20 protein-coding genes are annotated in these 20751 nt (G+C 66.6%); 8 read left to right on the forward strand and 12 right to left on the reverse strand.

Going from position 1 to position 20751, the window contains the following annotated elements; all coding sequences use genetic code 11:
- Positions 1-63 precede the first annotated feature (63 nt).
- Together CLD20_RS13635 and modD are read left to right on the forward strand one after the other, a co-directional pair.
- Complete coding sequence (locus tag CLD20_RS13635; RefSeq protein ID WP_224407206.1) at positions 64-375, forward strand: cupin domain-containing protein; 312 nt, start codon at positions 64-66, stop codon at positions 373-375.
- 90 nt (positions 376-465) lie between these two features.
- Positions 466-1305, forward strand: a complete 840-nt coding sequence (gene modD, locus CLD20_RS13640; protein ID WP_224407207.1) for a ModD protein — start codon at positions 466-468, stop codon at positions 1303-1305.
- Between the two features lie 164 nt (positions 1306-1469).
- Here modD and CLD20_RS13645 read toward each other — a convergent pair whose 3' ends face one another.
- A complete protein-coding gene (locus CLD20_RS13645) occupies positions 1470-1817 on the reverse strand; it encodes an ArsC family reductase (RefSeq protein WP_224407208.1) in 348 nt (115 codons plus the stop codon).
- 333 nt (positions 1818-2150) lie between these two features.
- On the opposite strand from CLD20_RS13645, the gene CLD20_RS13650 reads away from it, so the two are divergent.
- The 5 genes from CLD20_RS13650 (at position 2151) to eutC (ending at position 8057) form a co-directional block, all read left to right on the forward strand.
- Positions 2151-2750, forward strand: a complete 600-nt coding sequence (locus tag CLD20_RS13650; protein ID WP_224407209.1) for a TetR/AcrR family transcriptional regulator — start codon at positions 2151-2153, stop codon at positions 2748-2750.
- 185 nt (positions 2751-2935) lie between these two features.
- On the forward strand, positions 2936-4075 hold the full coding sequence (locus tag CLD20_RS13655; RefSeq protein ID WP_224407210.1) for an alpha/beta fold hydrolase: 1140 nt from the start codon (positions 2936-2938) through the stop codon (positions 4073-4075).
- Positions 4076-4288: 213 nt separating this feature from the next.
- Positions 4289-5770, forward strand: coding sequence for a PAS domain-containing methyl-accepting chemotaxis protein (locus tag CLD20_RS13660; RefSeq protein ID WP_224407211.1), 1482 nt, complete (start codon positions 4289-4291; stop codon positions 5768-5770).
- A gap of 113 nt (positions 5771-5883) precedes the next feature.
- A complete protein-coding gene (locus CLD20_RS13665; protein ID WP_224407212.1) occupies positions 5884-7284 on the forward strand; it encodes an ethanolamine ammonia-lyase subunit EutB in 1401 nt (466 codons plus the stop codon).
- Positions 7281-8057 carry an ethanolamine ammonia-lyase subunit EutC gene (gene eutC, locus CLD20_RS13670; RefSeq protein WP_224407213.1) on the forward strand — a complete coding sequence of 259 codons (777 nt, stop codon included), beginning with the start codon at positions 7281-7283 and terminating at the stop codon, positions 8055-8057. Before CLD20_RS13665 ends, eutC begins: the two co-directional genes overlap by 4 nt.
- Here the strand turns inward: eutC and dmeF are convergent.
- Complete coding sequence (gene dmeF, locus CLD20_RS13675) at positions 8054-9169, reverse strand: CDF family Co(II)/Ni(II) efflux transporter DmeF (RefSeq protein WP_224407214.1); 1116 nt, start codon at positions 9167-9169, stop codon at positions 8054-8056. The two genes, eutC and dmeF, sit on opposite strands and share 4 nt — an antisense overlap.
- Positions 9170-9201: 32 nt before the next feature.
- Positions 9202-9474 carry a metal/formaldehyde-sensitive transcriptional repressor gene (locus CLD20_RS13680; RefSeq protein WP_224407215.1) on the reverse strand — a complete coding sequence of 91 codons (273 nt, stop codon included), beginning with the start codon at positions 9472-9474 and terminating at the stop codon, positions 9202-9204.
- A 69-nt stretch (positions 9475-9543) separates the two neighbouring features.
- Here CLD20_RS13680 and CLD20_RS13685 point away from each other — a divergent pair, with 69 nt between their 5' ends.
- Positions 9544-10422 (forward strand): alpha/beta fold hydrolase, encoded by an 879-nt coding sequence (locus CLD20_RS13685; protein ID WP_224407216.1) that lies wholly within the window; start codon positions 9544-9546, stop codon positions 10420-10422.
- A 4-nt stretch (positions 10423-10426) separates the two neighbouring features.
- Here the strand turns inward: CLD20_RS13685 and glpK are convergent, their stop codons facing one another.
- From glpK to CLD20_RS13730, 9 genes are all read right to left on the reverse strand, one after another.
- Positions 10427-11920 (reverse strand): glycerol kinase GlpK, encoded by a 1494-nt coding sequence (glpK, locus tag CLD20_RS13690; RefSeq protein ID WP_224407217.1) that lies wholly within the window; start codon positions 11918-11920, stop codon positions 10427-10429.
- Between the two features lie 148 nt (positions 11921-12068).
- On the reverse strand, positions 12069-13826 hold the full coding sequence (locus CLD20_RS13695; RefSeq protein ID WP_224407218.1) for an ABC transporter substrate-binding protein: 1758 nt from the start codon (positions 13824-13826) through the stop codon (positions 12069-12071).
- Between the two features lie 63 nt (positions 13827-13889).
- Positions 13890-14171, reverse strand: a complete 282-nt coding sequence (locus tag CLD20_RS13700) for a DUF2160 domain-containing protein (protein WP_224407219.1) — start codon at positions 14169-14171, stop codon at positions 13890-13892.
- Positions 14171-15049 (reverse strand): carbohydrate ABC transporter permease, encoded by an 879-nt coding sequence (locus CLD20_RS13705; RefSeq protein WP_224407220.1) that lies wholly within the window; start codon positions 15047-15049, stop codon positions 14171-14173. The genes CLD20_RS13700 and CLD20_RS13705 overlap by 1 nt, the downstream gene beginning before the upstream one ends.
- A complete protein-coding gene (locus CLD20_RS13710) occupies positions 15049-15927 on the reverse strand; it encodes a carbohydrate ABC transporter permease (protein WP_224407221.1) in 879 nt (292 codons plus the stop codon). The genes CLD20_RS13705 and CLD20_RS13710 overlap by 1 nt, the downstream gene beginning before the upstream one ends.
- Positions 15927-17003 carry an ABC transporter ATP-binding protein gene (locus CLD20_RS13715; protein WP_224407222.1) on the reverse strand — a complete coding sequence of 359 codons (1077 nt, stop codon included), beginning with the start codon at positions 17001-17003 and terminating at the stop codon, positions 15927-15929. The genes CLD20_RS13710 and CLD20_RS13715 overlap by 1 nt, the downstream gene beginning before the upstream one ends.
- Positions 17004-17014: 11 nt before the next feature.
- The gene (locus CLD20_RS13720; RefSeq protein WP_224407223.1) at positions 17015-18100 is read right to left on the reverse strand and encodes an ABC transporter ATP-binding protein; all 1086 of its coding nucleotides are present in this window, start codon (positions 18098-18100) and stop codon (positions 17015-17017) included.
- A gap of 102 nt (positions 18101-18202) precedes the next feature.
- Positions 18203-19729 (reverse strand): glycerol-3-phosphate dehydrogenase, encoded by a 1527-nt coding sequence (glpD, locus tag CLD20_RS13725; protein ID WP_224407429.1) that lies wholly within the window; start codon positions 19727-19729, stop codon positions 18203-18205.
- A 149-nt stretch (positions 19730-19878) separates the two neighbouring features.
- Positions 19879-20670: a DeoR/GlpR family DNA-binding transcription regulator gene (locus CLD20_RS13730; protein WP_224407430.1), complete on the reverse strand. Its 792-nt coding sequence runs from the start codon at positions 20668-20670 to the stop codon at positions 19879-19881.
- Between the last annotated feature and the right edge of the window lie 81 nt (positions 20671-20751).

Here is a 20751-nt window from a genome sequence, read left to right on the forward strand (position 1 = left end):
GGAATTGCCGCCGGGGATGCTAGTCATCGGCGGCGAAACCGCACCGCCGCAATGGGAAACCGCATGGCCAGCCTCTTCGACGACCTGCCGCAGGAAGCTCTGGCGGAGGAGATCTTCACGACCCTCCTCTCCCGGCCGGGCGTGCGGATCGAGCGCATCGTCTCCACCGGCCAGGCGACGCCGGCCGATACGCCCTACGACCAGCCGCACGACGAATGGGTGCTGCTCCTCCGCGGCGCCGCAGGGCTCTGGATAGAGGGCGAAGGCGAAATGGAGCTGAAGCCCGGCGACCATCTGCTCATCCCGGCGCATCGACGCCACCGCGTGACCCGCACGGACCTGCCGACCGTCTGGCTCGCCATCCATTTCGCTTAAGAGGGTGCGACGAAGGCGGGGCTTGGCCCGGCGCTATATATTCCCGCTACATTGCGCTCGCCCCGCTATCGGCGACGACAGGAAGACGCGATGTCCAGCATTTCCGATGCCCGGATCGAACAGCTTCTGGAGCAGGATGCGCCCTATGGGGACCTCACCACGGAGCTTCTCGGCATCGGCGGCGCGCCAGGCAGGATGACCTTCGCGGCGCGCGCCGGGATGGTCGTCGCGGCCAGCGAAGAGGCCGGACGGCTGATCGAAAGAGCGGGCGGAAGGATTCTCGCTCTGACCGCGAGCGGGGCAAGTCTTCAGGCCGGCGAAGTCTTCCTTGCCGCCGAGGGACCGGCGGCAGCGCTCCACAGGAGCTGGAAGGTGGCGCAGACGCTTGCCGAATACGCTTCGGGCATCGCAACGCGCGCCCGTCGGATCGTGGAGGCGGCGCGAAGCGCCTCGCCCGGCATCGTCGTCGCCACGACGCGCAAGAATTTTCCCGGCACCAAGGAGATTTCGATCAAGGCGGCCATGGCCGGCGGGGCCGCCGTGCACCGGCTCGGCCTGTCGGAAACGATCCTCGTCTTTCCCGAGCATCGCGCCTTTCTCGCCGCTCCGCCCGAAGAATGGCTGGCGGAAATGAAGCGGCGGGCGCCGGAGAAGAAGATCGTCGTGGAGACGGCCGATCCCGACGAGGCAGAGGCGCTCGCTCGTGCCGGCGCCGACGTCGTGCAACTGGAAAAGCTCACCCCGGACGCGGTGGCGGAGATCGTCGCCCGCCTCGCCGGTCTCTCGCCGCGGCCCGTCGTCGCGGTCGCCGGCGGCGTCAACGAAGAGAACGCCACCGCCTACGCCGCGACGGGATGCGGGGTGCTCGTCACCTCCGCCCCGTATTTCGGCCGGCCAGCCGACGTGAAGGTCGTTCTGGAGCGCGCCTGAGAAAGGCGCAACGGCTCAGAGGCGCTCGCCGACGTCGATCCGATTGCCGTCGGGATCGGCAAGAACGAAAGCCCGCTGCCCCGATCCAGCCAGAGACGCCGCCGGGCCGAGCGAGGCGAAGCTCATGCCGGAGCGGGCTTGCGCCCGCCCTTGCGTTTCGTGGCCTATTTCAGCGCTGCCTCGTATTCGGCCGGCTTGAAGCCGACGAGCAATTCGCCGCCCTTCTCCAGCACCGGGCGCCTGATCATCGAAGGATTTTCCAGCATCAGGCCGATGGCCTTTGCCTCGTCGAGCCCTTCCTTGTCGGCTTCCGGCAGCTTGCGGAAGGTCGTGCCGGCGCGGTTGATAAGCTTCTCCCAGCCCACCTTTCCGGCCCAGCCTCGCAGCTTGTCCCGTTCGATGCCGGCGCTCTTGTAGTCGTGGAAGGCATAATCGACGCCGTTCTCCTCAAGCCAGGCGCGCGCCTTCTTCATCGTGTCGCAGTTCCTGATGCCGTAGATCGTGACCGACATGTCGTCCCCGTTTCCTGTGCCGTCCGGGTGTTAGCGCAATCGGGCGCAAGCGGCACCGTCTTCCCCTCACCTTCCCCAGCTGACGCCCGCAAGAGCGGCGGCAGGCAAAACCATTCGGTACCGTTTCCGGCCACGCCCGGTTCGGTCCCTTCGCCCCGAGCCTCCGCGGCAAGACGCCGATTTCTCTTTGACAATGATGGACTTGCTTTGACGGGCCGCGCTCGTCACACTCGCGTGATGGAAAGCAAAGCAGAAAGCTGCGCCGAAGAAGCGCCGGCATCGTGCCGCATCGTCCCGCGGCTCGGACGACCGAGAAAAGGCACCGCCGACCTCGTGACCGAGAAGATCGTATCGGTCGCGACCACCCTCTTCCTCGACCAGGGCTTCGCGGCGACCAACATGGACGCGGTGGCGGCCACGGCCCGCAGCTCAAAGCGCACGCTCTATGCGCGCTTTCCCTCCAAGGACGCGCTGTTCAAGACCGTCATCCTGAATTTCATGCAGGAACGGTTGCGCATCGTCGTCTCGGCCAAGCCGCAGAGCGACGATTTCAGCGAGATCCTCTACGTGACGGGAGAGCGCATCCTCGAACTCACCCTGACCGCGGACGTCATCAAGCTCTACCGCCTCCTCGTCTGCGAGAGCGAGAAGTTCCCGGAGCTTGCCGGCATCTTCGAGGAGACGGCTACCGCGCCTCTCTTCGCGTATCTGGAAGGCCTCCTCCGCGAGGCGGAAGGTCGCGGGATCGCGCTCTCTGGCGACATCCCGACGCTTGCCGAGCAGTTCGTCGCGCTGGTGCTGGAACGCTGCTTCCGGCGCGTGGCGCTGGGCCTCAGCCCGGTCGAAGTTACCGACAAAATGCGCAGCGAACTTCGCGATTCCGTTAGGCTTTTTCTCCATGGTTGCATCGAGGCCACGCCGCAAAACTCCTGAGCGGAGCTGCGCGGTGCGGTCTTTCGGCCTGTTCGCTTCCGGCGTACGGGTACGACCAAGTTTGATTTTTGCCGCCGTCGGGGAAGGTTCAGGGGCCGGGGATGCAATACGAGCTTACCATGGGAACATGGCAGGCCGGGACAGCCGCAAGCTGCGCAACAGTAGCCGAGCGGCGGGCACGGCGCGTGCCCTCCTTTCTTCCCGCTTTCCTGCTTCTCGTGCTCACCGGCCTCCTCGCAGGCTGCGTGACGCATGGCAACGAGGCGCTGGTGCCGGTCGCTGCCACCGTGCCGGGCGCCGAGCGGGTCACCATCCACGTCGCGACCACCCGCTCCCCGGTCGAGGGCGAGCCGCATTATTTCGGAGCGGGCCGCTCCGATGAGCTGCGCTACGCGCGCTACGTCATCTCCGTGCCGCCGGGCCACAAGCCCCCCGACATCGAGTGGCCACAGGGCCGCCCCGATCCGCGCAAGAATTTCGTCGTCGTCAGCGCGACGCAGCTTTCGGAAAAGGAGTTCTTCCGCTCGCTCGACGATTATTCCAAGAGCGGGGACTGGGTCGGAAGGCCCGATGCCGGCATCTTCGTCCACGGCTACAACAACACCCAGGCGGAAGCGCTTTTCCGGGTCGCCCAGCTCGCCGCGGACGCCACGACCGGGGGCGTGCCGATCCTCTTCTCATGGCCGTCGCAGGGCAGCGCGCCGGGCTATCTGGCCGACCGCGATTCCGCCGCCTTCTCGCGCGACGCCCTCGCCAAGTTCCTGACGCAGGTGAGCCAGCGGCGCGGCCTCGACGAGGTCACGGTGATCGGCCACAGCATGGGGGCATGGCTGACCGCCGAGGCGCTCAGGACGCTGCGCCTTGCCGGCAAGGAGCGTGTCTTCGGCGGGCTCGACAAGGTGGTGCTCGCCTCGGCCGACATCGACGTCGACGTGTTCACCAAGCAGATGGAAGTCATCGGCCCGCTCAGGCCGCCGCTGACCGTCCTGACCTCCCCGAACGACAGGGCGCTGCGCATTTCGGGCCGCATCGCCGGCAACCACACGCGGGTCGGCGAGGTCCGTGTCGACGATCCTGAGGTACAGGCGCTGGCGAGACGCCTCGGCATCGTCATCATCGACATATCCTCGCTGAAATCGGCCGATTCCATGGGGCACGACCAGTTCATCACGCTGGCGGGCTACGCGCGCTCCATGGGCGATCCAGGCGGCGAGCCCCTCGCGGGCGACTTCGGCCGGGCCGGTGCCTTCGTCTTGAACACCGTCGGCACGACCGTCTCCACGCCGTTCGTCTGGGCCGCGAACGCCGTCAGTCCGGGCATGTAGGCGTCTTTCAGCCGGCGGCGCTCGCCCCCGAGGAAATCGCAGCCCCTTCACAAATATAGATTGCCGCGACATCTCTATTTTACTTCTGATTGCGGCGCCAGACCTCCACATCCGGCCGTTGCGCGGGGCGAAATCAGACGAAATCTAAAGTAAACAGCCTCGAGCAAGCTCGAGGTGAGACCTGTCCGCGACACCGCAGGACGGACAACACCGATGCATTTTCCCTGGAATGCGCAGACGCTGCGCGACAAGTTCCGGTCGCTCGATCGCTCGCAGGCGATCATCGAATTCGAGCTCGACGGAACGATCATCACCGCCAATCAGAACTTCCTCGAAGCCCTCGGCTACACCCTCGAGGAAATCAAGGGCAAGCACCACAGCCTCTTCGTGGACGCCGCCGAGGCCAAGTCTCCCGCATACGCCAAGTTCTGGGAAACGCTCCGCCGCGGCGAGTACATGAGCGCCGAATTCCGGCGCATCGGCAAGGGCGGACGCGAGGTCTGGATCCAAGCTTCCTACAATCCGGTCCTCGGCTCGGACGGCAAGCCCTACCGCGTGATGAAGCTCGCCACCGACGTCACCACCGCGAAGCTGAAGAGCTTCGACTTCGAATGCCAGATCGCGGCCATCGGCAAGTCGCAGGCCGTGATCGAGTTTCAGCTCGACGGGACGATCACCACTGCCAACCAGAACTTCCTCAAGGCGCTCGGCTACACGATGGAGGAAATCAAGGGCCGGCATCACTCGATGTTCGTCGAGACGGCATATGCGAACTCGGCCGAATACCGGCATTTCTGGGAGGCGCTGCGCCGCGGCGAATTCCAGGCCGCCGAATACAAGCGCATCGGCAAGGGTGGCCGGGAGGTCTGGATCCAGGCGTCCTACAACCCGATCCTCGACAGCGAGGGCCGGCCGCTCAAGGTCGTCAAATTCGCCTCCGACATCACGGCCCAGGTCGAGGACAGGATGCGCCGCGCGCAGGCGCAGAAGATGATCGACGCCGATCTCGGCGAGATCATGCAGACCGTCGATCTGGCGAACCAGCAGGCCGCCAGCGCCGCGAGCGCCTCCACGCAGACCTCCACCAACGTCCAGTCCGTCGCCTCCGGCGCCGAGGAGATGGCTGCCTCGGTCTCCGAGATCAGCCGGCGGGTCAGCGAGGCCCTCGACATTTCCGTCGGCGCCGTCAGGCAGACGGAGGAGACGAACCAGATCATCTCCGGTCTCGCCTCCTCGGCACAGCAGATCGGCAAGATCGTCGACCTCATCAACGACATCGCCGCCCAGACCAACCTGCTTGCGCTCAACGCCACCATCGAGGCGGCACGCGCGGGCGAAGCCGGCAAGGGCTTCGCGGTCGTCGCCGCGGAGGTGAAGGAGCTTGCCGGGCAGACGGCCAAGGCCACCGGCGAGATCAGCGCCCAGATCGCCGAGGTGCAGAATTCGACGGGCAGCGCGGTCGGCGCGATCGAGATGATCTCCCGCGTCATCGGCCAGCTGAGCGAGATTTCCGCGGGCATTTCGGCGGCCGTCGAGGAGCAGAGCGCGGTGACGCAGGAGATTTCCTCCAACATGCATGTCGCCGCGCAGGGCGTCGCCTCGATCAGCGAGAACATGAGCCAGATCGCTGCCAGCACGCAGCAGATCGACGCCGCCACGCGCAAGGTGAAGGAGGCCTCGCGCGCCATCGCCTGATGCCCGCAAGGACGCGCCCCTTTCGCAGACCATCGGCTTCAGATCGGGATTTTGCATCGGCGGGCGTACTCCACCTTGGAGCGCGCGCAACCCGCCGGTAGTCTTTCGGCCTGATGAGCTACCGCACGACCATTGAGGGCACCCTCTTCCGCTTTGACGGCCTGAAGTCGCTGCTCGCGAAGGCATCGCCGGAGCGTTCGGGCGACCAGCTTGCCGGCATCGCAGCGGAAGGGCCGGTGGAGCGCCTCGCGGCGCAGATGACGCTCGCCGAGGTTCCGTTGAGAGACTTCCTCTCGCAGGAGCTGATCCCTTCGGAGACCGACGAGGTCTCGCGCCTCATCGCCGCGCAGCACGATACGGCGGCCTTCGCGCCGCTCGCCTCGCTCACCGTCGGCGAACTCCGCGAATGGCTGCTCGATCCGGCGATGGGCCCGGCGATGCTGGAGGCCGTGACATTCGGGCTGACGCCGGAAATGGTCGCCGCCGTTTCCAAGATCATGCGCATCAAAGACCTCATCGCGGTGGCGGCGAAGCGCGAGGTGGTGACCCGCTTTCGCACCACGATCGGCCTTTCCGGCCGGCTGTCGACGCGCAACCAGCCCAACCATCCGACCGACGACAGCCTCGGCATCGCCCTTTCCGCCATCGACGGCCTGCTGCTCGGCTCGGGCGATGCGGTGATCGGCGTCAATCCGGCGACCGATACGGCCAGCGACTACATCCGCATCGTCCATCTCCTGGAGGAGCTGCGCGAGCGGCTCGCCGTGCCGACGCAGAGCTGCTGCCTCGGCCATGTCACGGTGGCGCTGAAGGCGATGGAAAGGGGCGCGCCGGTCGACCTCGTCTTCCAGTCGATCGCGGGCTCGCAGAAGGCGAATGAAGGCTTCGGCGTCGACATCGCGGTGCTCAGGGAAGCCGCGGATGCGGTTCGCTCGCTCGGCCGCGCGCCGGAGGGGGCGAACCTCATGTATTTCGAGACGGGACAGGGCGCGGCGCTTTCCGCCGATGCGCATTTCGGCGTCGACCAGCAGACGATGGAAGCGCGCGCCTATGCGCTGGCGCGGGAATTCTCGCCGCTGCTCGTCAACACCGTGGTCGGCTTCATCGGCCCGGAATACCTCTTCGACGGCAAGCAGATCATCCGCGCCGGACTGGAGGACCATTTCTGCGGCAAGCTCCTCGGCCTGCCGATGGGCGTCGACGTCTGCTACACGAACCACGCCGACGCCGATCAGGAGGACATGGACGTGCTCCTGACGCTGCTATGCGCGGCCGGCGTCAATTTCGTCATCACCGTGCCGGGCGCCGACGACGTGATGCTGAACTACCAGTCGCTTTCGCATCAGGACGCGGTCTATGCGCGCGAGACGCTGCGAAAGCCCCCTGCACCGGAGTTCGAAACCTGGCTCCGGGAGATCGGCCTCATCGACGCGGCCGGGATGATGGCGCAGGGCCCGGACCTCCTGACGGCAAGGCTCAAGGGCTCGCGCCTTCTGGAGCACATCGCGCCATGACCTCCGAGATCCTGCCCAGGCGCGCGCTGCAGCTCGGCGACCTGAAGCATCTGACGCAGGCGCGGATCGCGCTCGGGCGGCCCGGTGCCTCCGTGCCGACGAAGGCCGAGCAGCGCTTCCTGATGGACCATGCCCGGGCGCGCGCCGCCGTATGGACAGAGGTCGACTTCGACGCGCTGGCAGAGAAGCTGAAGGAGGCCGGCTTCGAAAGTGTCCGGGTGACGAGCGAGGCGAAGGACCGGGCCGAATATGTCCGCCGGCCCGACCTCGGCCGCCGCCTGTCGAGGGCTTCGCAAGAGGCCCTGCCCGCCGCAGGATCGGACGTCGCACTCGTCATCGCCGACGGGCTTTCGGCCTCCGCGGTGGAGATCAACGCCCTGCCCGTCGCGCTGGAACTGGCAAAGAAGCTCAAGGCCGAGGGATTATCGCTCGGCCCCGTGGTGCTTGCCGAGAACGGACGGGTCGCGATCGGCGATCCGATCGGCGAAAGGCTGAAGGCGAAGGTGAGCCTCGTTCTCATCGGCGAGCGGCCCGGCCTTTCGGCGGCCGACAGTCTGGGAGCCTATCTCACCTTCGATCCGAGACCGGGAACGCCGGATTCAAGGCGCAACTGCATCTCCAACATCCGCGCCGGCGGGCTTGCCGCAGAGCGGGCGGCGGAGGCGATCTTTCGCCTTGCCGCCCTGATGTTGAAGGCGAAGGCCAGCGGCGTCGCCCTCTCGGCGATGGAGAGCGCGCTGGCCAACGATCCCGGCCCGGCGGAGGCCGGCTAGGCCGCCGCCCTCGCCTCCTGCACCTCGACGGTGAGGTGCGAGAGTTCGCGGATATGCGCGAGCTTGGCCTTGTACTCGGCCGGCAGCCTCGGCCTGGCGGAGAAGAGCGAGACGATCGCGGCGTAATGGCCGGGCCCCACCTGCCAGACATGCAGGTCGGTGATGCGGTCGCCGGCGACCTCGAGCTCCTTGCGAATCTCACCGGTCAGGTCGCTCTCTTCCGGCACGACATCGAGCAGGACGGCGCCTGCGTCGCGGATGAGACCCCAGGACCAGCGCGCAATCACCAGCGCGCCGACGATGCCCATCGCCGCATCGGCCCAGATCCAGCCATTCATGCGGCCGAGCAGGAGGGCCGCGATCGCCAGCACGGAGGTGAGCGCGTCGGCCATCACATGCAGATAGGCGCCGCGAAGGTTGTTGTCGCGCGCACCCGTCTTGGCGGCAGGCGCGTCGCTGTGGGCACCATGCGCATGGCCTTCATCGCCATGCGGATGGGGGTGGTCGTGGTCATGCGGATGAGGATGGGGATGATCGTGGCCGTGCTCCGCATGCGCGTGGTCGGCATGCGCGGCGTGCGCGTGACCATGAGCGCCGTGGCCATGAGAGCCGTGGCCATGGGATCCGTGGCCGTGGCCATGCCCGTGATGGTGCGTGTGGTCGTCCTTCAGAAGCCAGGCGCAGACGATGTTGACGATGAGGCCGATGACGGCAACGGCGATCGCCTGGTCGAAGCTGATCTGCACCGGGCTGAGCAAGCGCCCGAAGCTCTCCCAGCCGATGAGCAGGGCGACCAGCGCCAGGACGACCGCGGAACCGAAGCCGGCGAGATCGCCGAGCTTGCCCGTGCCGAACGTGAAGCGCGGATCGCGCGCGTGGCGGCGGGCATAAAGATAGGCCAGCGCGGTGATCATCAGCGCGGCGGCATGGGTCGACATGTGCCAGCCATCGGCGATCAGCGCCATGGAGCCGTAGATCGATCCGGCGGCGATTTCGATCACCATCATCGTGGCGGTGATGGCGATCACCAGCCACACCCGGCGCTCGTTGCGCTCATGCCTCTCGCCGAGAAAGACGTGCTCGTGCGTGAGCGCGCCAATGTCCTTGGCCATCTGCGATTCCTTTCCTGCACCGGATGCGGCGTTCATTTCACGTAGGTCCTCAGCACTTCGATCAGCTCCTCGCTGCCGCGGCGGCGGTCGTCGTCGTTGGCCGCCTCCAGCACGTGCTCGCGCAGGTGATCTTCCATCAGCTCAGCGGTGAGGCCGTTCATGGCGCCCCGCGCGGCGGCGAGCTGGCGCAGCACCTCCGCGCAGGCCGACTGCGAGGTGAGCGCACGCTCCACGCCTTCCAGCTGCCCCTTGATGCGGCGCACCCGGGCAATCAGCTTGTCCTTCTGGCGGATGGTGTGGCTCATGCGATCGCTGCCCTGTTCTCGAAAAATAGTATAGGGGGGTATAGTATATTCCATGCTGAAGGTGAAGCCATGAACTGGGTCGAGAGCGAGATCGAATGGGAGAGCGAGGGGCGGCTCGTCCGTGCCGGGGTGACGCGCCACGGCGCGGGGCCCACCCTTCTGCTCCTGCCGGCGCCGAGCTCCATCTCCACGCGCAGGGAGATGCGCGGCCTGCAGGAGCGGCTCGGCGGAGACTTCACCACCATCGCGGCCGACTGGCCGGGCTTCGGGGAGACGGCACGGCCGAAGATCGCGTGGCGTCCGGAGCATTTCGTGGATTTCCTGCGCCATCTCCTCGCCGAGACCGGGCGCCCGGCGGCGACGGTGGCCGCCGGGCATGGCGCCGGCTATCTGCTGGCGCATGCCGCCGGCGATCCGGCGTCGGCCGGGCGTCTCTGCCTCCTGTCGCCGACCTGGCGAGGGCCTCTGCCGACGATGACGGGAAAGCGCATGGCCCTTTTTCCCGCCCTCGCCCGGGCTGTCGACCTGCCGGTCGCCGGCGCCCTCCTCTACCGGCTCAACGTCAACGAGCCGGTGATCGGCATGATGGCGAAAGGCCATGTCTACGAGGACGGCGATTTCCTGCGGGGGGAGAAGCTGGCCGAAAAGCGCGCCGTCACCGAGGCGCCGGGGGCACGGCACGCCGCCTTCCGCTTCGTTTCCGGCGAACTCGACCTGTTTCGCGACCGCGCGGCGTTTCTGGATGCGGCGAGGCAGGCGGGCGGCGAAATCCTCGTCGTTTACGGCGGCCGCTGCCCACCCAAGACGAAGGCCGACATTCTGGCGCTCGGCGAGCTTGCCAATGTCAGCGCGGTGGAACTGCCGCGCGGCAAGCTCTCCTTCTACGAGGAGTTCCCGGAGGAGACGGCCGCGGCGATCGCCGGCTGGATCGGCCGCGCCGACGCCTGAAGACTCAGGCTTGCCGGCTCAGCGTGCGGCCCACGGCGTCGCGCCAGCCGGCGATCTTCCTCTCGCGGCGCTTCTCGTCGAAGGAGGGCTCGAAACGGCGGTCGCGGCGCCAGCTTTCGGCAAATTCCGCCTCGCCCGGCCAGACGCCCGCCTGCCTACCGGCGAGCCAGGCGGCACCGAGCGCCGTCGTCTCCAGCACCACCGGCCGGTCGACCGGCGCGTCGAGGAGATCGGCCAGGCGCTGCATCGTCCAGTCGCTCGCCACCATGCCGCCGTCGACGCGCAGCACCGTCTCCTCCGAGGAGGTCCAGTCGCGCTGCATCGCCTCCACGAGATCGAGCGTCTGCAAGCAGACCGATTCCAACGCCGCCATGGCGATTTCCTCGCGACCTGTGGCGCGCGACAGGCCGAAGATCGCGCCGCGCGCATCGGCATCCCACCAGGGCGCGCCGAGGCCGGTGAAGGCCGGCACGAGATAGACCTCCTGCTCCTCATCGGCATGGGAGGCGAGCTGGCCGGATTCCTCGGCCCGCTCGATCAGCTTCAGCTCGTCGCGCAGCCATTGCACGGCCGCGCCGGCGACGAAGATGGAGCCTTCCAGCGCATAGGTGGTCTTGCCGTCGAGGCGGTAGGCGATAGTGGTGAGGAGCCGGTTGCCCGAGGCGACGAATTCCTCGCCCGTGTTGAGGACGGCGAAACAGCCGGTGCCGTAGGTCGACTTCACCATGCCCGGCGTAAAGCAGGCCTGTCCGACGGTGGCGGCCTGCTGGTCGCCCGCAACGCCGAGGATCGGCACCGGCGAGCCGAAGATCTCCGCGTCGGTGGTGCCGAAATCGGCGGCGCTGTCGAGCACCTCCGGCAGCATGGAGCGCGGCACGCCGAGCATCTTCAGCAGCTCATCGTCCCAGTCATGGGCGCGGATGTCGAACATCAGGGTGCGCGAGGCGTTGGTGGCGTCGGTGACGTGGCGCCGGCCGCCGGTGAGCTTCCAGATCAGCCAGGTGTCGACCGTGCCGAAGACGAGATCGCCCGCCTCGGCCCGGGCCTTCGCGCCGTCAACGTTCTCAAGCATCCAGGCGACCTTGGTGCCGGAAAAATAGCTGTCGATGAGCAGGCCCGTCTTCTCGGCCACCATCGGGGCGTTGCCCTCCGCGATCAGCCGCTCGCAGAGGCGCGCCGTGCGCCGGTCCTGCCAGACGATGGCGTTGTGGATCGCCTCGCCGGTGTTCCTGTCCCAGACGAGGGCCGTCTCGCGCTGGTTGGTGATGCCGAGGCCGGCAAGGTCGCGGGCGGAGATCTTCGCCTCGGCCAGAGCCCGGCGGACGACGGCAACAGTGGTGCGCCAGAGATCGTCCGGATCGTGCTCCACCCAGCCGGAATGGGGGAAATGCTGCGGAAACTCCAGCTGGCCGACGCCAACCACGCGCTGGCCGGCATCAAAGACGATGGCGCGGGTCGATGTCGTGCCCTGGTCGATGGCGAGAACGAAACCCGACATTTTCCGATCCTCCCGGACGATTCTTAGCTGGAGCCCATGCTTGTCGCCCGGGCGGCGACAGGCAAGGCGGCACAGGGCGCAGAAAAGGGCGGCCGGGGCGCTTTCGCCCTGGCCGCCCGACTTGGCATCTTCGGGGGAAGTCCCTTGCCTAGTTGGAGCTTGCCTTGTCGCCCGACATCGGCTTCGCCTCCTGCCAGCTCTTCACGAGCTCGTCGTAGGAGACCGTCTGGGGCTTCTCCTTCTCGGGATCCTTCTTCGGCTGCGGCGCCAGGTTGCCCTCCTTTTTGGCGAGGTCGACCCAGTACTGCATGTCGTGCTCCTCGTTCAGCTTGGGGCCGATATCGCCCTGCACGCCGGCACGCTCCAGGCGCGAAAGCACCTGTTCCTGCGCCGCGCAGAGGGAGTCCATCGCCTCCTGGGCGCTCTTGGCACCCGACGACGCATCGCCGATCGCCTGCCACCAGAGCTGTGCGAGCTTGGGATAATCCGGCACGTTGGTCCCCGTCGGGGTCCACTGGACGCGGGCCGGCGAGCGGTAGAACTCCACGAGGCCGCCGAGCTTGGGCGCACGCTCAGTGAAGCTGTCGTGCTGGATGGTCGATTCACGGATGAAGGTGAGCCCGACATGGCTCTTTTTCACATCGACCGTCTTCGAGGTAACGAACTGGGCATAGAGCCAGGCCGCCTTGGCGCGATCGTCCGGCGTCGACTTCATCAGCGTCCAGGAACCGGCGTCCTGATAGCCGAGCTTCATGCCGTCGACCCAGTAGACGCCGTGCGGCGAGGGAGCCATGCGCCACTTCGGATTGCCCTCCTCGTCGACCACCGGCAGGCCGTCCTTGACCATGTCGGCGGTGAAGGCGGTGTACCAGAAGATCTGCTGGGCGACCTGGCCCTGCGCCGGGACAGGCCCGGATTCGGAGAAGGTCATGCCCTGGGCTTCCGGCGGAGCGTAGGCCTTCATCCAGTCGAGATACTTCTGGATCGAATAGACCGCGGCCGGGCCGTTGGTATCGCCACCGCGCGCGACGCAGGAGCCGGTCGGACGGGAGTTCTCGTCGACGCGGATGCCCCATTCGTCGACCGGCACGCCGTTCGGAATGCCCTTGTCTCCGTTGCCGGCCATGGAGAGCCAGGCATCGGTGAAGCGCCAGCCGAGGGACGGATCCTTCTTGCCGTAATCCATGTGGCCGTAGACCTTCTGGCCGTCGATCTCGCGGCCGGTGAAGAACTCGGCGATATCCTCGTAGGCCGACCAGTTGACCGGCACGCCGAGGTCGTAACCGTACTTTTCCTTGAAGTCGGCCTGGTTCTTCTCATCGTTGAACCAGTCGTAGCGGAACCAGTAGAGGTTGGCGAACTGCTGGTCGGGCAGCTGGTAGAGATCGCCGTCCGGCGCGGTGGTGAAGGACTTGCCGATGAAATCGTCGACGTCGAGCATCGGATTGGTGACGTCGGCGCCCTCGCCCGCCATCCAGTCGGTGAGGCTGCGCGCCTGCTGGTAGCGCCAGTGCGTGCCGATCAGATCGCTGTCGTTGATGTAGGCGTCGTAGATGTTCTCGCCGGACTGCATCTGCGTCTGCAGCTTCTCCACCACGTCGCCCTCGCCGATGAGGTCATGCGTGATCTTGATGCCGGTGATGGCGGTGAAGGCCGGGGCGAGGACCTTGGATTCGTATTCATGCGTGGTGATCGTCTCGGAGACGACCTTGATCTCCATGCCCTGGAAAGGCTTGGCCGCGTCGATGAACCACTGCATCTCCTTTTCCTGATCCGCGCGGGACAGGGCGGAGAGATCGCCGATCTCATCGTCGAGGAACTTCTTCGCCGCATCCATGTCGGCGAAGGCACTGGAAGAGAGCATCATGGCGCCAAGCGCCACCGCTCCCATCAATGTTCGTCTCATTGGTTTTCCTCCGATTGTTGTCGTCCTGCCGGCCCGCCTGGCGGACCGGCTTCTCAAAAGCCCCTACACAAGCCGGAAGACGCCGACGGCGTAGACGAGCGAAAGGGCCAGAGCCCACCAAAGGCTCAGCTCCGTTAAGCCAAGCCAGCCGAGAGAGATGAAGGCGGCGCCGAGAAGCGCGATGAACAGCCGGTCGCCGCGTGTCGTCTCGAAACCGAAAATGCCGATGCGCGGGCCCCCGCCCGGGCTGAAATATTCCCACACCGCCATGGCGACGAGCAGGGCCAGGATCGACAGGAAGAAGATCGCCGTCGGCCAGGTCCAGGCCATCCAGGAAAGGTCCATCACACCCTCCCCAGGGCGAAGCCCTTGGCGATGTAGTTGCGCACGAAATAGATGACGAGCGCGCCCGGGATGATGGTCAGCACCCCGGCGGCGGCCAGCACGCCCCAGTCGAGGCCGGAGGCGGAGACCGTGCGCGTCATGGTGGCGGCGATGGGCTTGGCGTCCGTCGTCGTCAGCGTGCGCGCGATCAAAAGCTCCACCCAGGAGAACATGAAGCAGAAGAAGCAGGCGACGCCGATGCCGGAGGCGATCAGCGGCATGAAGATCTTCACGAAGAAGCGCGGGAAGGAATAGCCGTCGATATAGGCGGTCTCGTCGATCTCCTTCGGCACGCCCGACATGAAGCCTTCCAGAATCCACACCGCCAGCGGCACGTTGAAGAGGCAGTGCGCGATGGCGACGGCGATATGTGTGTCGATGAGGCCGAAGGACGAATAGAGCTGGAAGAAGGGCAGGACGAAGACCGCCGGCGGGGCCATGCGGTTGGTCAGGAGCCAGAAGAAGAGGTGCTTGTCGCCGAGGAAGGTGAAGCGCGAGAAGGCATAGGCCGCGGGCAAGGCTGCCGCCACGGAAATCACCGTGTTCATAACGACATAGATGATGGAGTTGATATAGCCCCAGTACCAGGACGGGTCGGTGAAGATGACCCGGTAATTGTCCAGCGTCGGGCGCACCGGCCAGAGCGAGAAGGTGGAGAGGATCTCCTGGTTGGTCTTGAAGCTCATATTGGCTAGCCAGTAGATCGGCAGGAGCAGGAAGAAGATGTAGAGGGTCGGCACCAGCCAGGTGAGGCCGGAGCCGCGCCCGCCGGCGCTTCTCGCCCGCACCCTGCCCTCGGTCCGTGTCGCCGTTGCCGGATTGACGTCGGTCGCAGCCATCAGCGCCCTCCCGGCCGGTCGGCGCCGGTCTTCGTCATCACCGTGTAGAAGACGTAGGAGAGCGCCAGGACGATCAGGAAGTAGACGATCGACATCGCCGCGGCGGGGCCGAGATCGAACTGGCCGATCGCCATCTTCACGAGATCGATCGACAGGAACGTGGTGGAATTGCCCGGGCCACCGCCCGTGACCACGAAGGGCTCGGTGTAGATCATGAAGGAATCCATGAAGCGGAGCAGGATGGCGATCAAAAGGACGTGCTTCAGCTTCGGCAGCTGGATGTAGCGGAAGACCGCCCAGCGCGAGGCGCCGTCGATGCGCGCGGCCTGGTAGTAGGCGTCGGGGATGGAGACGAGGCCGGCATAGCAGAGAAGGACGACGAGGCTCGTCCAGTGCCAGACGTCCATGACGATGACGGTGGCCCAGGCGGCGATCGGCTCCTGCGTGTAGTTGTAGTCGATGCCGATATCGGCCAGCACGCGACCGAGAAGGCCGATATCGATGCGCCCGAAGACCTGCCAGATGGTGCCGACGACGTTCCAGGGAATGAGGAGCGGCAGCGCCATCAGGACGAGGCAGACGGAGACGCCCCAGCCCTTGCGCGGCATCGCCAGCGCCACGGCGATGCCCAGCGGCACCTCGATGGCGAGGATCAGGAAGGAGAAGACGAGATTGCGGACGAGCGCGTCGCGGAAGCGCTCGGAGGCCAGCGTCTGCTCGTACCAGTCGGTGCCGGCCCAGAAGAAGACGTTCTGCCCGAAAGTGTCCTGGACGGAGTAGTTGACCACCGTCATCAACGGGATGACGGCGGAGAAGGCGACGAGCACCACCACCGGCAGGACCAGGAACCAGGCCTTGTTGTTCCATGGCTTGTCCATCAGCGGGCCTCCGGCTCGACGAGATGGGAATTGACGTAGACGTTGACGTGGCCGGGATCGAAGAGCGCGGAAGCCTCCGCCGGCAGCGCCTCGTCCTCGCCGGCGATGGCGTTGAGCTCATGGCCGGCGAGGAGCGTGCGTACGATGCGGTAGCGCCCGACATCCTCCACGCCGCGGATCTGGACGGGCACGCCCTCGCCCGCCGGCGCGATCCTGACGAATTCGGGCCTGACGCCGATCTCGGCGCCGTTGCCGGGCCGGCCGTAGCTGCCCTCAAGCGCGATGCGGTGGCTGCCGACCATCGCCTCGGCGCCGTCCACCTTCGCCGGAAGGACGTTCATGCCGGGCGAGCCGATGAAATAGCCGACGAAGGTATGGCGCGGGCGCTCGAAGAGCTCGGCCGGCGTGCCGAACTGCACGACCTCGCCCTCGTACATGACCACGACCTTGTCGGCGAAGGTGAGCGCCTCCGTCTGGTCGTGGGTCACGTAGATCATGGTGAAACCGAAGCGCCGGTGCAGATGCTTCAGCTGCGAGCGCAGCACCCATTTGAGATGCGGGTCGATGACGGTGAGCGGCTCGTCGAAGAGGATGGCGGCGACGTCGGAGCGCACGAGCCCGCGGCCGAGCGAGATCTTCTGCTTCTCGTCGGCCGAAAGTCCGGCGGCCTTGCGCCGCGCCTTGTCCTTGAGGCCGATGATGTCCAGCATCTCGGCGACGCGCGTCTTCACCTCCGCTTCCGGAACGCGCCGGTTGCGCAACGGGAAGGCCAGATTGTCGAAGACCGACATGGTGTCGTAGACGACCGGGAACTGAAAGACCTGGGCGATGTTGCGCGCCTCCGGCGGCAGGCCGGTCATGTCCTCCTCGCCGAAGAGGATGCGCCCCTTCGTCGGCGTCAGAAGCCCCGAAATGAGATTGAGAAGCGTGGTCTTGCCACAGCCCGATGGGCCGAGCAGCGCATAGGCGTGGCCGTCCTCCCAGGTGTGGTTGATCTCCTTCAGCGCCCAGTCGGCCGGCCGGCGCGGCTCGGAGAGGTAGGAATGGGCGATGCCGTCGAGGACGATGCGGGCCATGTTCCCCTCCCCTACGCCGCGTGCCTGAGCGCCGGAGAAGCGGCGATGTCGCCGTTCCGGTCGAAGACGAAGAGGCGCTCCGGATCGAGAAAGACGGTGATCTCGCTGTCGACCTCTATGCCGCGCACGCCGTGGGCAAGAGCCACCCAGCGCTCGCCGGCATGGTCGACATGGATGAAGCTCTCCGAGCCGGTGATCTCGCTGATGGCGACGCTTGCCCTCAGCGCCACCGCCGCGGGGCCCGGCGCCTCCAGAAAGAGGTGGTGCGGCCTGAAGGCGAGGACGTATTCGCCCTGCGGCAGGCCCGCCGCCTCCCGGTCCGGCGCGATCACCGTGCCGTCGGTGGTGACGAAACCTTCCGGCTTCTTGCTGACCGGGAGCGTATTGAGGGGCGGGTCGGAAAAGGTCCTGGCGGTGACGAGATCGTCCGGCCGGTTGAAGACCTCGATGGTCGGACCGAACTGGGTGACCTTGCCCTCGGCCAGCGTCGCCGTGTTGCCGCCCAGAAGCAGCGCCTCGGTCGGCTCCGTCGTGGCGTAGACGAAGATGGTGCCGCTTTCGGCGAAGACTTTCGGCAGCTCGGCCCGCAGCTCCTCGCGGAGCTTGTAGTCGAGATTGGCGAGCGGCTCGTCGAGGAGGACGAGCTCGGCGTTCTTGACGAGCGCGCGGGCGAGCGCGGTGCGCTGCTGCTGGCCGCCGGAAAGCTCCAGCGGCGTGCGGTCCAGATAGGGCTCCAGCTGGAGGAGCGCGGCAGCCTTTTCGACCTCGCTCCTGATCGTCTTCCTGTCATGCCCGGCGACGCGCAGCGGCGAGGCGATGTTCTCGAAGACCGTCAGCGTCGGGTAGTTGATGAACTGCTGATAGACCATGGCGACGTTGCGCTTCTGGACCGGCACGCCGACGATGCTCTTGCCGTCCATGAGGACGTCGCCGCTGGTGGGCCTGTCGAGGCCGGCCATCAGGCGCATGAGCGAGGTCTTGCCGGAACGCGTCGGCCCGAGCAGCACGTTGAGGCCGCCGCGCTCCAGAGCGAGCGAGACGCCGCGGATATGCGTCTCCTGACCGACTTCCTTGATGACGTCGCGCAGTTCGAGCATCGACTGCCGTTCCTCCCTCGGACGCGCCTGGCGCCCGTTTCCCGTTGCGCGGCTCTTTGCGGCCGCATCTTTGTGCCGCCGGGCGGTGCCCGGCGGAAAATCCTATTCGGCCGCCGCGGAAGCCACGCCGTGCCCGGCGCGGCAGCCCTTCAAATACGCTTCGAGTGCGCCCACCTCCGCCTCGCCGAGGCGAAGGCCGAGCTTGGAGCGCCGCCAGACGATGTCCTCGGCGCTCTCGGCCCATTCGTTGGTTCTCAGCCAGTCGACCTCCCTCTGGTAGAGGCCCGCGCCGAAATGGCGCCCGAGAGCGGCGGGGGTCTCGGCATCGCCGAGAAGGGCGCGCGTCTCCGTGCCGTAGGCATGGACGAGCCGCTCGAGGAGTTCGCGCGGCAGGCCGGGAAAGGCGCCGGCGATCTCGCCCAGAAGCGTGTCGAAGCCATCGACCGGGAAGGCGCCGCCGGGCAGCGCCTCCTCCGCCGTCCAGGGATGGCCGTGGGTCTCGCCGAGGGCGTCTTCGATCTTCTCCATCACGGCCTCGGCAAGGCGGCGATAGGTGGTGATCTTGCCGCCGAGGACATTGACGATGGGCGCCGTCCTGGCGTCCCCGTCGACCTTCAGCACATAGTCGCGGGTCGCCTCCTGCGCCGAGCCGGCCCCGTCGTCGAAGAGCGGTCGCACGCCGGAAAAGGTCCAGACGATGTCGGCAGGCGTGACCGGGCGAACAAAATAGGCGCTGATCGCCTCGCACAGATAGTCGATCTCGCCCTGGGTGATGCGCACATCCGCCGGATCGCCCTCATAGTCCCGGTCGGTGGTGCCGATCAGGGTGAAGTCCTTCTCGTAGGGAATGGCGAAGACGATGCGCCCGTCGGCATTCTGGAAAATGTAGCAGCGCTCGTGGTCGTAGAGCTTCGGCACGACGATATGGCTGCCCTGGACGAGGCGGATCGGCTGGTCCTCGGCATGGGGCGCGACGTCCAGCACCTTGTCGACCCAGGGGCCGGCGGCGTTGACGACGAGGCGGGCATGCACCTCCTCTCGGGTGCCGTCGGCAGAGAGCAGGGTCGCGACCCAGCCCTTGTCCTGCCGCTGCAGCCCGACGACCTTGGTGCGCGTGCGGATATCGGCGCCGCGTGCCTGGGCATCGCGGGCGTTGAGGACGACGAGGCGCGCATCGTCGACCCAGCAGTCGGAATATTCGAAGCCGCGGCGGTCGTCGCCGGCGAGCGGCCTGCCCGCCGGATCGGTGCGCAGGTCCAGCGTCTTCGTCGGCGGCAGGCGCTTGCGGCCGCCCAGATGATCGTAAAGGAAGAGGCCGAGGCGCAGCAGCCAGGCGGGCCTGAGGCCCTTGTGATGCGGCAAGACAAAGCGCAGCGGGCGGATGATGTGCGGCGCCAGCGACCAGAGGAGCTCGCGCTCCATCAGCGCCTCGCGCACCAGCCGGAACTCGTAATATTCCAGGTAGCGCAGACCGCCGTGAATGAGCTTGGTGGACCAGGAGGACGTGCCGCTCGCGAGGTCGTTCATCTCGCACAGGAGGACGGACCAGCCGCGCCCCGCCGCGTCACGCGCGATGCCGCAGCCGTTGATACCGCCGCCGACCACGAGAATGTCGTAGTCCCTCCTCACCTGGGCATCCCTGCGTCTCCCCTGCGGCGCGACGGGCGGTTGATCCACCTCTTTCGCTTCGGCTTCATTTCTATCTTCAACCGCGCGCATAACGCAAGCGGCGCGAAAGCAGAAATCGGATCACTTTTCAGAAAGGGATGCGCTCGCGGTCAGCTTTCGAGGGATGGAGCCGGGGCGCGGGCGCTCCCCGCCTCGACCAGTTCGACGCCGTTCTCGGCGCAGAGCACACGGATCTCCTCGTGCCGGCATTCGTCAGTGACGAAGACGTCGATCTCGCTCAGATGCCCCATGCGCACGGGCGCGGTGCGCTCGAACTTCGTCGCATCGGCGACCAGGACGACGCGGCGGGCATTCTCCGCGATCGCCTGCGCCACCTTGACCTCGCGATAGTCGAAATCGAGGAGCGAGCCGTCGAGATCGATCGCCGAAATGCCGATGATGGCGTAGTCGACCTTGAACTGGCGGATGAAATCGACCGCCGCCTCGCCGACGATGCCCCCGTCCGAAGAGCGCACCAAACCGCCGGCAATGATGACCTGAAGCGAGGGATAGGGGCGCATCAGCGTCGCCACGGTGATGTTGTTGGTGATCACCATGAGGCCCGAGCGCTGCAGCAGCGCCTCGGCAACCGCCTCCGTCGTCGTGCCGATGTTGATGAAGAGCGAGGCCTCGTCGGGAATGAGGGCGGCGGCGGCACGGCCGATGGCGGCCTTCTCGCCCTGGGCGATGATGCGGCGGGCGTCGTAGCCGACATTCTCCACCGTGGAGGAGAGCGTCGCCCCGCCATGCACGCGCATCAGATAGCGGCGCTCGCAGAGCTCGTTGAGATCCTTGCGGATGGTCTGCGGCGAGACCTGGAAGGCCTCGGCCAGATCCTCCACCGTCACCCGGCCCGTGGCGCGGGCCCGGTCCAGGATGGCCTTCTGGCGATCGTGCACCATCGCGTCGAGTTTCATGCAGGCGCTTTCATTCGCGCTTCAAACGAAACCCCTATGCACCAATGACGCAAGGAAGAACAGGGT

Source organism: Afifella sp. IM 167 (assembly GCF_020144925.1).
Classification (GTDB): domain Bacteria; phylum Pseudomonadota; class Alphaproteobacteria; order Rhizobiales; family Afifellaceae; genus Afifella.